Below are 14,033 nucleotides of genomic sequence, written 5' to 3'. Positions count from 1 at the left end.
AGCCGCTGCGCGTTCGGTGGGTAAGGTCGTACGCATGCCCGACTCTCGCCCGGTGAACGAACTCACCTCGGTAACCCAGGACTATCTGAAAGTGATTTGGACCTCGCAGGAGTGGTCGGACACGAAGGTCACCACGAAGTTGCTGGCCGAGAAGCTCGGCGTCTCACCGTCCACCGCGTCGGAGGGCATTCGGAAACTGGCCGATCAAGGTCTCGTGGACCATGCGCCCTACGGCGCGGTGACCCTGACCGAGACGGGGCGGGTGGCCGCCGTCGGCATGGTCCGGCGGCACCGCCTGCTCGAGACCTTCCTCGTCCGAGAGCTCGGCTATCGCTGGGACGAGGTGCACGCCGAGGCCGAGATCCTCGAACACGCGGTCTCGGAGCAGTTGCTGGCGCACATCGACGCCAAGCTGGGCCACCCGAAGCGCGACCCGCACGGCGACCCGATCCCGGCGTCCGACGGCACCGTGCCCGAGGCCGGCGCCGTGCAGCTGGCCGACCTCGACGTGGACCAGACCGGGGTCATCACCCGCATCTCCGACTCGGATCCGGAGATGCTGCGGTACTTCGAGGAGATCGGCGTCAATCTCGACTGCCGGGTGCGGGTCACCGAGAAGCGCTCGTTCGCCGGCACCATCACCGTCTGCGTCGACGATTCGGACCCGATCCATCTCGGTGACATCGCCGCCCGCGCGATTTTCGTCGACGGCTGAGTGCCGGCGCGCAGCGCCGCGGCCTATCGAGACCTGCACCACGATCACACTCGAATCTCGGTACGCTCGCTCACTACGTTCGCGGGCTACTCGATGAGCCTGCCTGAAACCACCCTCCCGACAGGCTCGTCGAGTAGCCCCGGCGCGCAGCGCCGCGGCCTATCGAGACCTGCACCACGTTCAGACTCGAGTCTCGATGCGCTCGCTACTCTATGAGCCTGCCAGAAACCCCCTCCCGACAGGCTCCTCGAGCAGCCCCGGCGCGCAGCGCCGCGGCCTATCGAGACCTGCACCACGTTCACACTCGAGTCTCGATGCGCTCGCTACTCGATGAGCCTGCCTGAAACCACCCTCCCGACAGGCTCCTCGAGTAGCCCCGGCGCGCAGCGCCGCGGCCTATCGAGACCCGCACCACGTTCAGACTCGAGTCTCGATGCGCTCGCTACTCGATGAGCCTGCCTGCCCCCTCTGGCGGACCTGACCAGACCTTCGGCCGCCCTCAGCGCAGCGTCGCCGGTCGCACGACCATCACCGAACTCGCCCGCTTGCCCTTCTCCTGCACGAGAGCGATGGCCTGCCCGCGCGGATCGACCACCGTGTAGATACCCTTCATGCCCACCGGCTCCAGCCAGCGGCCCTGGCTGATCGACTCGGCCTCGTCGTCGGAGATCGCGCGATGCGGGAAGCACAACTTGGCCGCGTCGTCGATGCCGAGACTCAAACCGGGATTCTCGTCGACATCGGCCATCGTTCGCGAGTGCTCCAGGGTGAACGGCCCGACGGCGGTGCGTCGCAGCGCCGTCAGGTGCCCGCCGACGCCGAGCGCGGCACCGAGATCCCTTGCCAGAGAACGGATATAAGTGCCCGACGAGCAGTCGACCTCGACGTCGAGGTCGATGAACTCGCCGTCCCGGCGAGTATCGAGCACGTCGAAACGGTCGACGGTGACCGGCCGCGCCTGCAGTTCGAACTCGGCCCCGGTGCGGACGAGCGCGTGGGCGCGACGACCGTCGACCTTGATCGCGCTGACCTTGGCGGGCACCTGCTCGATGTCGCCGGTGAGCGACGCGACGACCGCCGCGATCTCCTCGTCGCGGACCCCCGAGGCGTCCCGCGATTCGATGACCTCGCCCTCGGCGTCGTCGGTCGACGTCGACTGCCCCAGCCGGATGGTCGCAGCGTACGACTTCGTGGTGAGCGAGAGCAGCCCGAGCAGCTTGGTCGCGCGTTCGATGCCGATGACGAGAACCCCGGTCGCCATCGGGTCGAGGGTGCCCGCGTGTCCGACGCGACGGGTGTTGAACGCCTTGCGGCACTTGGCCACCACGTCGTGGCTGGTGATGCCGGCGGCCTTATCTACGACGAGGAGTCCGGCGTTCTCGATGGAGGCGTCTGCCATGTCAGGTGAGTGCAATCGTGGTGAGGATCAAACCGCGGGAGATCTGCCAGCGGCCGGGCAGCGTCAGCAGCGGCGGTCCGCCGTCGATCACCGCTCCGTCGATCAGGATGGTCGAGGTGAAAGTACCCGCAGGCGCGCCCGCGGTGCCAATCGAGTCGTCTCGCTCGAACGTGATGTGCGCGTCCTCGAAACCCAGCCACCGCTCGGTGAGCGGAAACCAGGCCTTGTAGGTGGCTTCCTTGGCGCAGAACAGGAGCCGGTCCCAGTGCAGGTCGTGGTCCCGGTCGGCGAGGACCTCGCGTTCGGCCTCGATGCTGGTGTGGTCGAGGACGCCGTCGGGCAGGGCCTGATGCGGTTCGGCATCGATACCCAGCGAGCGAACCTGCATCGAATATGCCGCGACGGCCGCACGGTAGCCGTCGCAGTGCGTCAGGCTGCCGACCACCTGACGGGGCCACAGCGGCATCCCGCGTTCACCGCGCAGGATCGGCACCGGCGCGACTCCCAACTGCCCCAGCGCCTGCCGTGCGCAGTGCCGGGCGGTGGTGAACTCCCGGCGGCGCTTCTCCACGGCCTTGGCGATCAACGCCTCCTCGGCGGGAAGCACGGTGAGCCCGTCGGGGTCGCCGAACGACTCGGCGGTCCCGACTCCCGCGGGCATGAGGTCGTCGATCATCGACCGTCCTTCCTGTTCTTCTCGGCCCTGTCCTTCTCTGCTTCAGCACGGCGCGCGCGGGTGCGCTCCACTCGCGCCCGGAACTCGGCGGCACGCTCCCGGTAGTCCGGCGGCAGGTCGAACCGGGCGCCGAACTCGTTGAGATCGGCCGGATGCAGTCCCTCGTCCGGTGCGATCTTCCGCAGCAGCGGCGACGGCAACCCGCGTCTGCTCCACTCACGCGGATATCCCACCGACACCTCCTCGAAGCGCACGTCGTCGTACCACGTGGTCCTCGGGATGTGCAGATGCCCGTATACGCAGCAGGCCGCGTTGAATCGGGTGTGCCAGTCCGCGGTGAGCTCCGAGCCGCACCAGAGCGCGAACTCGGGATACATCAGCGCATCGCACGGTTCCCGCCGCAGCGGCCAATGGTTGATCAGCACGGTCTTCTCGGCGGGGTCGAGCGCCTCCAGTCGCGACCGCGTGGCCTCGATCCGGGCGCGCCCCCAGGCGTCGCGCGTGCCGAACGGTTCGGGCGAGAGGAGGAATTCGTCTGTGGCGACGACGTTCGCCTCGCGTGCGACGGCGAGCGCCTGCAGCGCCGTCGAGGTGCCCTCCGGCCGGAACGTGTAGTCGTAGAGCAGGAACATCGGCACCACCCGGACCGGCGGTGTCCCGTCCCCGGGATCGAACAGCGGATACCGGTCCTCGGGAGTCACTACGCCGAGATCACGGCAGGCCTGCACGAGGTAGTCGTACCGTGCGACGCCGAACACCTGGAGCGGGTCCTTGGCCGTGGTGTACAGCTCATGGTTCCCGGGCACCCACACCACCGTGCGGAATCTGTTCTTGAGCCGGCGGAGGGTGTCGATGATGTCGTCGGTGCGCTCGGCGACGTCGCCCGCGACGATCAGCCAGTCCCCCGGTTCGGCCGGCTTGATCCGATCGAGGATCGCCTCGTTGCCGCGGTGTGAGACGTGCAGGTCGCTGACCGCCCAGAGCGTTGGCATGGGGACCATGGTGCCACGAGCCCGCTCGGCGACGAACCCGGCTTCGGCTCCACACCGGCGACGACGTCCTCGGCGAGAAGGTGGGCGCGGTGATCGCCGAATTCACGGTGCCGCAGTTCGTCTCCGTGATCACCGCTGAGCGGTCACCGGGAGTGGCACGCTTGGGGCGTGGCGGCGTCGACCTGCACCGATCCGGTAGTAGCGTCGACGACATGACCGCATCAGTCCCCGTTCCGCCGCCGACGGTCGAGCTCACTCCGGCGCCGACACTGCGCAACTTTCCCGATCGGGACCGCTACGAGCTCTGGTCGGGTGATGAACTCGTCGGAGTGGAGGGCTACGAACGCCGCGACGAGCACACCCTCGTCCTGCTCCACACCGTCGTCACCGAGAAGTACGGCCGGGCGGGCTTCGCTCGGTTGCTCGTCGCCTCGGTGCTCGACGAACTCTCCGCGCAGGGCACGAAGATCGTCCCGGTGTGCACGTACGTGCAGTCGTTCCTCGAGCGTTTCCCGCAGTATCAGCCGGTCGTCGCCGAGCAGTGATCCGGCTGCGATGAATCTGCGCCCGGTGCGGGCACAGATTCATCGCGGTGAGGTCATACCCGCGCGTTGAGCATCTCGAGCACTTCGTCCACGACCTCTCCCGGCCGATCCGTCAGGTCGTGCCAGGTGTACACCTTCTTGCGCCACCCGGCGGCGTCGAGCGCGTTGTATTTCGCCCGGTCCGCCTGGAACCGGTCATGCTGGTAGTGGAAGGCCAGTCCGTCGATCTCGATCGCGACGCGGAGATCGGGCCAGCCGAAGTCGATACGCCACCGTCCGAATCGGAGCTGCTGCACCCACCCGGTGACGCCCGCCTCTCGAAGCAGACGTACGAAGAGCCGTTCGGCCTCTGACTCCGAGTCCTGCGAGGCGATGCGCACGAGCCGGCGTGCCTCACCTATCCCGCGACTGCCCGCGTAGCGCTCGACGACGGCCTCGAGTTCGGTGACTGTGACGACACCGCGCTGCAGCGCCCGGTCGAGGAATCGACCACCGTCCGGCATCGCTGCCGCGCCGAACACCACCGTCGCCGGCGGCGTGGTCACGCGGAGCCCGCGGACCGTGGTCAGGTCCGCATCGTCGTAGTGCCGACGAGTGAGGCCCAGCGGGCCGAGCGACCACCGGTCGGCGGTGGTCGTGTTGGCTGTCGCGACGGTCAACGGATACGCCAGGGCATCGAGCATTCCGTGCCACCAAGCCGCCGTGGTGCGGTCAGCCACGCCATGGTGCGCGGCCACCGCTGCGCGGACCAACAGGCTCTCAGTCAGCGGATGCGAACTCGATCGATAGATTCCGCGGACGAGCGCGCACCACTCCCGCCGGTCCAGTCGGCCGCGGATCTCCTTGCGGGAGAGACCGGCCCGGAGTGCCTGCGCCGAGGTGATGAGTCCATCCTGTTCAGCGATCAACGCGGCCAGCGCGCCCGAGTCCCCCATGTCCTATTGGACGCAGCGGCACGCTCCTCGGTTCCACCGACACGACTACTTCACCCACGCGCCGCTGCGCACCCGCCACACCACCGCGGCGAGTCGAGTGCACATGAACGCGAGCAGTCCGCTCCAGATTCCCGCCAGCCCCCAGTCGAAGGCCCACGACAGCCAGATCAGCGGCAGGAACGCGCCGAGCGCGCCCGCGAGAGTCGCCGTCCGGAGGAATGCGGCGTCGCCGCTGCCCAGCAGCACACCGTCGAGCGCGAACACCGCGCCAGCGATCGGCAGCATCGCGACGAAGAACCACCACGGCGTGCGCATCGCGTCAAGGATCGCCGCATCGTCGGTGAAGATCCGCGGAATCACCGCGACCCCGGCCGCCAGCACGGCGGCGAGAAGAACCGAGATCCCCACCGACACGGCGGTGGCCCGCGTCGCCGCACGCCGGGCCACCCGGAACGCACCCGCGCCCAGCGCCGCGCCCACGAGTTGCTGAGCCGCGATCGCCAGCGAGTCGAGCAGCAGCGAGCTGAACTCCCACAGCTGCAGTACCACCTGATGCGCGGCCACCTGCGCGACGCCGAAGCGCGCGGCCACAGCCGCCGCGGAGATGAAGCACACCTGAAACGACAGGCTCCGCAGCACCAGATCGCGGGCCATCGTCAGCTGGGCGCGGATCACCGGCCAGTCGGGGCGCAGCCGGCCACGACTCTCGCCGATCAGCCGGACCGCGAAGGCGATCCCCGTCAGCGACTGCCCCACGAGATTCGCCCAGGCGCTGCCCTGCAGGCCGAGTCGCGGGAGTCCGCCGACCCCGTGCACCAGACCGACGCAGAGCACGGCGGCCACGGCCAGTCCCGCGACCACGAAATACACCGGCCGCCGGGTGTCCTGCACTCCGCGCATCCAACCGTTGCCGGCCATCGCCAGAAGGATCAGCGGCACGCCGAACACGGCGATGCGCAACCAGGACGCCGCTTCGGCCGCGACCTGGTGGTCGGGCACCAGCGCGCCGGTGACCGCGGGCGCCAGGAGCCACGCGACGACGACGATCGCCGCCCCCACGCCCACCGCGATCCAGCTCGCCTGCACTCCCTCGTCGACGGCCCGGCGTCGATCACCCGCACCGAAGGCGCGCGCCGACCGCGCGGTGGTTCCATAGGAGAGGAAGGTCAGCTGAGTGCTGATGACCGACAGGACCAGCGTCGCCACGGTCAGGGCCGCGAGTTCGGTCGCGCCGAGGCGGCCGACCACGGCCAGATCGAGCATCAGGTACAGCGGCGGCGCGATGAGCACCACCAGTGCCGACCCGGCGAGTCTCAGCACTCTCGACGCCGCCGATCACCTGCGCAGGGCGGCGAGCAGATGCCCGACGACCTCTGCCGCGTCTCCGGTGTCGCTGTACCCGGCCGCACGCACGTGGCCGCCACCGCCGAGCGACCTCGCGATCGGCACCACGTCGACGTCGGTCTTGCTCCGCAGCGACACGGTCCATTCGCCCGCCCGCACCTCTTTGAAGACGGCTGCCACCTCGGCCTCCCGCGCAGTGCGCACGACGTCGATGACGCTCTCCGACTCGTCCCAGTTCATATCCGACATCTGATCGGCGTTCACGACCGCGTACACCAGTCCGCGCCCGTCCAGTGCGCCTTCATCGAGCACGGAATCGGCGAGCACCTCCGAGAGCATCTGCAGCCACGAGTACGGGTGGGCGTCGAGGAGGAGACGGCTCCACCGCGGACCGTCGACACCGGCCTCGAGGAGTCGTGCCGCCACACCGAACGACGCGGGCCGCGCCCATTTGAACGAGCCCGTATCAGTCACCAGGCCCGCGTACAGGCAGGTCGCGATGTCCGCGGTGAGGCTCGCGCCGAGCCGATCGATCACCCGGAGCACGATCGACGCCGTGCAATCGGACTGCGGGTCCACCAGATCCAGATCCGCGAATCCCGGATTGGAGACGTGGTGGTCGATGCAGACGGTGGTGCTTCCGGAGGTGAAGACCTGCTCCAGCCCGCCGAGACGTTCGACGGTGGCCGCGTCGACCGCCACCGTCACATCGGCGACGGGCAGCCCCGCCTCGTCCACGAGCAGGTCTACTCCCGGCAGTTCGCGCAGCGGACCGGGCAGCGCCTCGGGACCGGAGAACGCGCAGTGCACGCGTTTCCCCAGCCCCGTGAGCGCCAGCCCGAGTCCCAGTGCACTGCCGATGGTGTCGGCGTCCGGACGGACGTGGCTGATGATCGACACCGAATCGGCGCCGAGCAGCGTGGCAGCCACGGAGTCGCTCGAAGCGGGATTCACCCGAGCGCGCCCCCGGATTCGTCCGACGCGGACTCTTCCTCGTCGTGCCGATACGGGTCGACGTCGCCCGCCGGCCGCGCATTGCGCGCGGCGCGGGCCACCGACTCGTCCCGGGCGCGGGCGCGGGCGAGGAGCTCGTCCATCGCACGCGTCGCGTCCGGCACCGTGTCGAGTTCGAACCGCAGAGTGGGGGTGAACCGGACTCCGGTGCCGGCGCCGACCTTCGACCGGAGCACGCCGGTCGCGGCGGCCAGACCGGCCGCCGCTTCCGCCACGTTCGGCTCGGCATCCACCGAGTCGCCCAGCACCGTGTAGAACACGGTGGCGTCGTGCAGATCGCCGGTGACCCGGCAATCGGTGATCGTCACATGAGCCAGGCGCGGGTCCTTGATCTCCCCACCGATCGCCGAGGCGACGATGGTGGTGATCCGTTTGGCGAGCCGAGCGGCCCGTGCAGGATCTGCCATGACCTAGTCCCGTGCCTTTTCGACCATCTCGAAGGCCTCGATCACGTCGCCGACCTTGATGTCGCCGTAGGTCAGCGTCAGACCGCACTCGTAGCCTTCGCGGACCTCGGTCGCGTCGTCCTTCTCACGCTTGAGCGAGCTGATCGTGAGGTTGTCGGCGACCACCGCGTTGTCGCGCAGCAGGCGTGCCTTGGCATTGCGCCGCATGATGCCCGACTGCACGAGGCAACCGGCGATGTTGCCGACCTTGGACGACTTGAAGATCGCACGGATCTCCGCCCGGCCCAGCTCGGACTCCTCGTAGATCGGCTTGAGCATGCCCTTGAGCGCGGCCTCGATCTCCTCGATCGCCTTGTAGATGACCGAGTAGTACCGGATCTCCACGCCCTCGCGGTTGGCCAGCTCGGTGGCCTTGCCCTCCGCGCGGACATTGAATCCGATGATGATCGCATCCGACGCCGCGGCCAGGTTGACGTTGGTCTCGGTGATGCCACCGACACCGCGGTCGATGACCCGCAGCGAGACCTCGTCGTCGATCTCGATCTGAAGGAGCGCCTCTTCGAGCGCCTCGACGGTACCCGAGTTGTCGCCCTTCAGGATCAGGTTGAGCTGGCTGGTCTCCTTGAGCGCCGAATCCAGATCCTCGAGGCTGATCCGCTTGCGGCTGCGTGCCGCCAGCGCATTGCGCTTGCGCGCATTGCGGCGGTCGGCGATCTGCCGGGCGATGCGGTCTTCTTCCACCACCAGGAGGTTGTCGCCCGCACCCGGAACCGAAGTGAAGCCGATCACCTGCACCGGACGCGACGGCAGCGCCTCTTCGACGTCGTCGCCGTGCTCGTCGACCATCCGACGGACGCGGCCGTATGCGTCGCCGGCGACGATCGAGTCGCCGACGCGCAGGGTGCCGCGCTGGATGAGGACGGTCGCGACCGGGCCGCGGCCGCGGTCGAGGTGCGCCTCGATGGCGACACCCTGAGCGTCCATGTCCGGGTTCGCCCGCAGATCGAGCGAGGCGTCGGCGGTCAGCAGGACCGCCTCCAGCAGCTGGTCGATGTTCAGCCCCTGCTTGGCCGAGATGTCGACGAACATGGTGTCGCCGCCGTACTCCTCGGGAACCAGGCCGTACTCGGTCAGCTGTCCGCGGATCTTGGCCGGGTCCGCGCCCTCCTTGTCGATCTTGTTGACCGCCACGACGATCGGCACGTCGGCCGCCTGCGCGTGGTTGACGGCTTCCACCGTCTGCGGCATGACACCGTCGTCGGCCGCCACCACGAGGATCGCGATGTCGGTGGCCTTCGCACCGCGGGCACGCATGGCGGTGAACGCCTCGTGACCCGGGGTGTCGATGAAGGTGATCAACCGGTCCTCGTCGTTCAGGTGAGTGTTCACCTGGTACGCGCCGATGTGCTGCGTGATGCCGCCGGCCTCGCCCGCGCCGACGTTCTCCTTGCGGATGGTGTCGAGCAGTCGGGTCTTGCCGTGGTCGACGTGACCCATGACGGTTACCACCGGCGGACGCTGCGCGAGGTCCTCTTCGCCGCCCTCGTCTTCGCCGTAGGTCAGGTCGAAGCTCTCCAGGAGCTCACGATCCTCGTCCTCCGGGCTCACGACCTGGACGACGTAGTTCATCTCGCCGCCGAGCAACTCCAGCGTCTCGTCGTTGACCGACTCGGTCGCGGTGACCATCTCGCCGAGGTTGAACAGCGCCTGGACCAGCGAAGCCGGGTTGGCGTTGATCTTGTCCGCGAAGTCCGAGAGCGAGGCGCCGCGAGCGAGGCGGATGACCTCGCCGTTGCCGTGAGGCAACCGGACGCCGCCGACCTCGGGTGCGCGCATCGAGTCGTACTCTTGCCGCTTCTGACGCTTCGACTTGCGTCCCTTGCGGGGTGCGCCGCCGGGGCGACCGAACGCTCCCGCGGTTCCGCCGCGGCCACGACCGCCGCCACCGCCGCCGGGACGACCGCGGAAGCCGCCGCCCGGAGCCGCACCGCCACCGCCGCCGTTACGGAAGCCACCGCCGCCGCCGGGACCACCGCTGCGGCCGCCTGGGCCACCGCGGCCACCGGGCCGAGCGTCGGGACGCGCCGCACGCTGCGGCATCGCTCCCGGGCTGGGACGCGAAGGCATGTTGCCCGGCGTGGGGCGTGCGCCGCCCTGACCGCCGGGACGAGGGCCGCCGGCACCCGGGCGTGCGCCCTGACCGCCACCCGGACGGGGACCGCCCTGACCGGCGCCGGGACGCGGACCGCCCTGACCGGGTCGACCGCCCGGACGCGGACCCGCCGCACCCGGACGCGGACCCATCGGACGCGGCGCGGGCGCCGGGGCCGAGGAATACGGATTGTTGCCCACTCGGGGCTGCCGGGGACCGGGGCGCGGACCCGGACGGGGACCCGGCGTCGCCGGTGCCTGACCCGACTGCGCCGCCGGTGCCGAGGGCTTGCCGGCCGGCTCGGTAGACTCGGCCGCCGGTGCGGCCGGAGCCTGCGGTGCCGGAGCCGCCTTCGGTGCGGGCTTGGGGCCCGGCTTGGGGCCGCCCGCCGCCGGCTGAGCCGGGGCGGATGCTCGTGCCGCCGGGGCCGCCTCGGCGGCCGGAGCGGAGTTCGCCGCTGCCGGCTTGGGTGCCGGACCGGGCTTGGGACCCGGCTTGGCGCCGGATGCCTTGGCCGCCGGCTTCGCCGAAGCGGAACCGGAGCCGGATTCGAAAGACTCACGCAGTCGACGGGCCACCGGGGCCTCGACAGTCGACGATGCGGATTTGACGAACTCGCCCTGCTCCTTGAGCCGCTCCAGCACTGCTTTGCTGGGTACGCCCAATTCCTTGGCCAGTTCGTGAACGCGGGCCTTGCCTGCCACTGCTCTCCTCACTTGGAGGTCGAGCGGGCTGCCCGCAACGACCTCGGTTTATTCAGTAAACGTGCTCATCGTGGAGACTTCACGGTGTGCTCATGTCTTCTGCTACCTGTCCTGACTCCCTGCGGAGCCCTCACTGTTGATGATCCCGCCGATGTGCTCGGCCAGATCCTCTGGTCTCACGGCGACGCCGCGATCCCGTAGCGCCGTGCCGAAGGCGTTGCGCCGCACCGCAAGCGAGAGACATCTCTCATCGCGGTGCAGCCAGGCGCCTCGTCCCGGCAGTCTCCCCCGTTCGTCGATCGCCACCTGCGATGCGCTGTCCGCGCCTCGCACAGCCACCAGCCTGACCAGGTGTGAAGCTTGATCACGCCGGCGACAGCCGATACAGGTACGCACCGGAGATGTCGACGTTCGAAGGGCCACAGGTCAGTCTAGCGTATCGGAGGACTCGACGGCGCCACCGTCGGCGTCGCGGGGACCGCCGTCGCCCGCATCCGACCGGATGTCGATCCGCCACCCGGTGAGCCGGGCCGCCAGCCGGGCGTTCTGCCCCTCCTTGCCGATCGCCAGCGACAACTGGTAGTCGGGCACGATGACGCGCGCGGCCTTGGTCTCCTTGTCGATCACGGTGACCGAGACCACCTTGGCCGGCGACAGCGCGTTGCCGACGAAGACCGCCGGATCCGCGGCGTAATCGATGATGTCGATCTTCTCGCCGGACAGTTCGCTCATCACGTTGCGCACCCGCTGTCCCATCGGACCGATGCACGCGCCCTTGGCGTTCAGTCCGGCCACGCCGGTGTGGACCGCGATCTTGGAACGGTGACCGGCCTCGCGGGCCACGGCGACGATCTCGACCGACCCGTCCGCGATCTCGGGTACCTCGAGCGAGAAGAGCTTACGGACCAGGTTGGGATGCGTGCGCGAGAGCGTGATCTGAGGTCCGCGGACCCCGCGCGCCACCCCGACGACGTAGCACTTGATCCGCTCGCCGTGCTTGTAGCTCTCACCGGGCACCTGCTCCGCGGGCGGGATCACGCCCTCGGTGGCGTTGGAGTCGGTGCCGATCTGCACGATCACCATGCCTCGCGCATTCGCCTTGGCGTCGGCCTGCACGATGCCGCCGACCACTTCGCCCTCGTGGGCGACCAGTTCGCCGTACGTCTTCTCGTTCTCGGCGTCGCGCAGACGCTGCAGGATCACCTGGCGCGCGGTGGTCGCGGCGATGCGGCCGAATCCCTCCGGCGTGTCGTCCCACTCGTGGACCACGGTGCGGTTCTCGTCGAGTTCCTGAGCCATCACGCGGACCTGACCCGATTTGCGGTCGATGTCGATGCGGGCGTTCGGTGCGAACCCGTCGGTGTGCCGGTAGGCGGTGAGCAGAGCTGTCTCGATCGCCGAGAGCACGGTCTCGGTCGGCACGCCCTTGTCGGCCTCGATCAAACGCAGCGCGCTGATGTCTATGTGCATGGTGGCGACTCCTATTCGCTTTTCGGATTGAGTTGTCGGCGGGTGAAGTGAATGTCGTTGGCGGGCGTCACGATTCGCGACGACGCGCGATCTCGTCGTCGTCCAGGCCGCAGGCACGCAGGGCCGCTTCGCCGGGCCTGCCGAAGTCGACCTCGACCACCGCGCGCGCGATATCGGCCAGCTCGACCTCGAAGAAGCGGATCCGGCTCTTGTCGACTGTCACCAGGGTGACGCGGCCCTCGTCGCTGGGGCCAACCCGGGCTTCGACGGTGCGGTCCACACCCTCGTCGGTGTACTCGACGCGGACCTTGCGTCCCTGATTGCGGCGCCAGTGGCGCGGCAGCGTCAGCGGCCGGCCGATCCCCGGCGTCGTGACTTCGAGGTCGTACGGGGACTCGCCGAGCAGGTCGGACTCGTCGAACACCGCCTCCAGGCTCCGGCTGAGCTCGGCGACCGCGTCGAGCGACACTCCGCCGTCACGATCGACGACGATCCGGATCTCGCGGCGTCCCGGCGGGGTCAGCACCGCGACCTCCTCCAGATCGAATCCGAGCCGATCGAGGGTCGAAGCCACCAGGTCGCTGATGCCGCCGGTCAGAGCCTCCGCAGTCATCGTGCGCGTCCTCCTGGGTTTCGGTATCGGGAACCGCTGCCGCGGTTCCCGTCGGCCGCCGGGCCGGGCTTCGAGTGTAGTCGACTCGTCCGACTGGCAGAATCGTCCACCGTGACACGAGTGCCGATACAGGATCCCCCCGCCCCCGAGCCTCCGCAAGCCGGTCGCCCCGCCACGGGGGTGCCGCGCCGCAGTGTGCTCCGCGGCGGCGTCCTCGCCGGTGCCGCCGCAGTCGCGGGATGGTCGCTGACCGCATGCGATACCGGGCCGACGCAGCGACAGCTCGACGCCGAGACGCTGCTCCCGCACGCCCAGGCGGCGCTGCGGCAGCAGCGGGCGGCCACCGCGCTCGCGCCGCGGAACACCGCGTACACCGAGGCCCTGCGGACCGTCGCCGATCAGCGCGGCGCGCACCTGAAGGCGCTGCGCGACGAGATCAACCGGCTGCACTCCTCGACTGCCGACCGGATCGACTCGCCACCGGCCGCGCCCACGGCGTCGGTGGCGGCCCTCGGCGTCTCGATCGAACGGTCGGCCACCAGCGCGGCGGATGCGTGCGCGGGTCTGTCCGGCTTCAGCGCCGGGCTCCTCGGCTCGATCAGCGCCTCCTGCCAGACCCTCGCGAAAGTGCAACTCGCATGAGCCAGAACGCCGCTCTCGACACCGCCGCGGACGCGGAGAACACCGCCGTCTTCACCTACGGCGTGCTCACCGCCTTCACCACCGGAGAGGTGCGCGACACCGTCGCGGAGTACATCGCCGCGCACCGGGTGCGACGCGACCAGCTGAACGAGGCACTGCTCGCCGCCGGCCAGCCCGAGCGCACCCCGGCGGCCGGATACCTGCTGCCCGTCGACGTGACGGACCAGGCCACCGCCGCGAAGGCCGCGCTGGCCGCCGAGAACGACTGTGCGAAGGCCTACCGGGCACTGTTGGAGCAGGCCGATTCGCAGGCGGTGCGCCGGACCGCCGTCGACGGGCTCACCGACTGCGCCCTGCGATCCTCGTACTGGCGCTCGATCGCGGGCGAGAAACCGCTGACGGTGGCCTTCCCCGGTCAGTAGGAC

15 protein-coding genes are annotated in these 14,033 nt (G+C 69.5%); 4 read left to right on the top strand and 11 right to left on the bottom strand.

Going from position 1 to position 14,033, the window contains the following annotated elements:
• Nucleotides 1-34 precede the first annotated feature (34 nt).
• Entirely contained in the window at nucleotides 35-715 is a 681-nt protein-coding gene (locus ACK8HH_RS07800) for a metal-dependent transcriptional regulator (protein WP_197462915.1), read from the top strand.
• Nucleotides 716-1,214: 499 nt separating this feature from the next.
• On the opposite strand, the gene truB is transcribed toward ACK8HH_RS07800, so the two are convergent.
• The 3 genes from truB to ACK8HH_RS07785 are packed head-to-tail and all read right to left on the bottom strand — an operon-like array spanning nucleotide 1,215 to nucleotide 3,782.
• Nucleotides 1,215-2,114, bottom strand: a complete 900-nt coding sequence (gene truB / locus ACK8HH_RS07795; RefSeq protein ID WP_045538520.1) for a tRNA pseudouridine(55) synthase TruB — start codon at nucleotides 2,112-2,114, stop codon at nucleotides 1,215-1,217.
• A gap of 1 nt (nucleotide 2,115) precedes the next feature.
• The gene (locus tag ACK8HH_RS07790; protein WP_045538518.1) at nucleotides 2,116-2,790 is read right to left on the bottom strand and encodes a 4'-phosphopantetheinyl transferase family protein; all 675 of its coding nucleotides are present in this window, start codon (nucleotides 2,788-2,790) and stop codon (nucleotides 2,116-2,118) included.
• A complete protein-coding gene (locus ACK8HH_RS07785; RefSeq protein ID WP_039867345.1) occupies nucleotides 2,787-3,782 on the bottom strand; it encodes a metallophosphoesterase family protein in 996 nt (331 codons plus the stop codon). The genes ACK8HH_RS07790 and ACK8HH_RS07785 overlap by 4 nt, the downstream gene beginning before the upstream one ends.
• Nucleotides 3,783-3,871: 89 nt before the next feature.
• Here ACK8HH_RS07785 and ACK8HH_RS07780 point away from each other — a divergent pair, with 89 nt between their 5' ends.
• Nucleotides 3,872-4,327: a GNAT family N-acetyltransferase gene (locus ACK8HH_RS07780; protein WP_331436954.1), complete on the top strand. Its 456-nt coding sequence runs from the start codon at nucleotides 3,872-3,874 to the stop codon at nucleotides 4,325-4,327.
• A 53-nt stretch (nucleotides 4,328-4,380) separates the two neighbouring features.
• Here ACK8HH_RS07780 and ACK8HH_RS07775 read toward each other — a convergent pair whose 3' ends face one another.
• The 8 genes from ACK8HH_RS07775 to rimP form a co-directional block, all read right to left on the bottom strand.
• The gene (locus ACK8HH_RS07775) at nucleotides 4,381-5,262 is read right to left on the bottom strand and encodes a type IV toxin-antitoxin system AbiEi family antitoxin domain-containing protein (protein WP_006896219.1); all 882 of its coding nucleotides are present in this window, start codon (nucleotides 5,260-5,262) and stop codon (nucleotides 4,381-4,383) included.
• Nucleotides 5,263-5,307: 45 nt separating this feature from the next.
• Nucleotides 5,308-6,582, bottom strand: coding sequence for an MATE family efflux transporter (locus tag ACK8HH_RS07770; RefSeq protein WP_006896218.1), 1,275 nt, complete (start codon nucleotides 6,580-6,582; stop codon nucleotides 5,308-5,310).
• Nucleotides 6,583-6,597: 15 nt separating this feature from the next.
• Nucleotides 6,598-7,560, bottom strand: coding sequence for a DHH family phosphoesterase (locus tag ACK8HH_RS07765; RefSeq protein WP_006896217.1), 963 nt, complete (start codon nucleotides 7,558-7,560; stop codon nucleotides 6,598-6,600).
• Nucleotides 7,557-8,027, bottom strand: a complete 471-nt coding sequence (gene rbfA, locus ACK8HH_RS07760; RefSeq protein ID WP_006896216.1) for a 30S ribosome-binding factor RbfA — start codon at nucleotides 8,025-8,027, stop codon at nucleotides 7,557-7,559. Before rbfA ends, ACK8HH_RS07765 begins: the two co-directional genes overlap by 4 nt.
• A 3-nt stretch (nucleotides 8,028-8,030) precedes the next feature.
• A complete protein-coding gene (gene infB / locus ACK8HH_RS07755; RefSeq protein WP_062366819.1) occupies nucleotides 8,031-10,883 on the bottom strand; it encodes a translation initiation factor IF-2 in 2,853 nt (950 codons plus the stop codon).
• A 102-nt stretch (nucleotides 10,884-10,985) separates the two neighbouring features.
• The gene (locus ACK8HH_RS07750) at nucleotides 10,986-11,216 is read right to left on the bottom strand and encodes a YlxR family protein (protein ID WP_231650342.1); all 231 of its coding nucleotides are present in this window, start codon (nucleotides 11,214-11,216) and stop codon (nucleotides 10,986-10,988) included.
• 93 nt (nucleotides 11,217-11,309) lie between these two features.
• Nucleotides 11,310-12,353: a transcription termination factor NusA gene (gene nusA / locus ACK8HH_RS07745; RefSeq protein WP_412475665.1), complete on the bottom strand. Its 1,044-nt coding sequence runs from the start codon at nucleotides 12,351-12,353 to the stop codon at nucleotides 11,310-11,312.
• Nucleotides 12,354-12,420: 67 nt separating this feature from the next.
• Nucleotides 12,421-12,966 carry a ribosome maturation factor RimP gene (rimP, locus tag ACK8HH_RS07740; protein WP_412475664.1) on the bottom strand — a complete coding sequence of 182 codons (546 nt, stop codon included), beginning with the start codon at nucleotides 12,964-12,966 and terminating at the stop codon, nucleotides 12,421-12,423.
• 111 nt (nucleotides 12,967-13,077) lie between these two features.
• Between rimP and ACK8HH_RS07735 the strand changes: the two genes are divergently transcribed.
• Entirely contained in the window at nucleotides 13,078-13,608 is a 531-nt protein-coding gene (locus ACK8HH_RS07735) for a hypothetical protein (RefSeq protein ID WP_062366817.1), read from the top strand.
• A complete protein-coding gene (locus ACK8HH_RS07730; RefSeq protein WP_006897860.1) occupies nucleotides 13,605-14,030 on the top strand; it encodes a ferritin-like domain-containing protein in 426 nt (141 codons plus the stop codon). Before ACK8HH_RS07735 ends, ACK8HH_RS07730 begins: the two co-directional genes overlap by 4 nt.
• Nucleotides 14,031-14,033 lie beyond the last annotated feature (3 nt).

This window comes from Gordonia sp. LUNF6 (genome assembly GCF_047041125.1).
GTDB classification, from domain to species: Bacteria; Actinomycetota; Actinomycetes; order Mycobacteriales; family Mycobacteriaceae; genus Gordonia; species Gordonia sihwensis.
The sequence above is the reverse complement of the archived record's forward strand: the minus strand, read 5'-3'. Positions and strand labels throughout refer to the sequence as shown.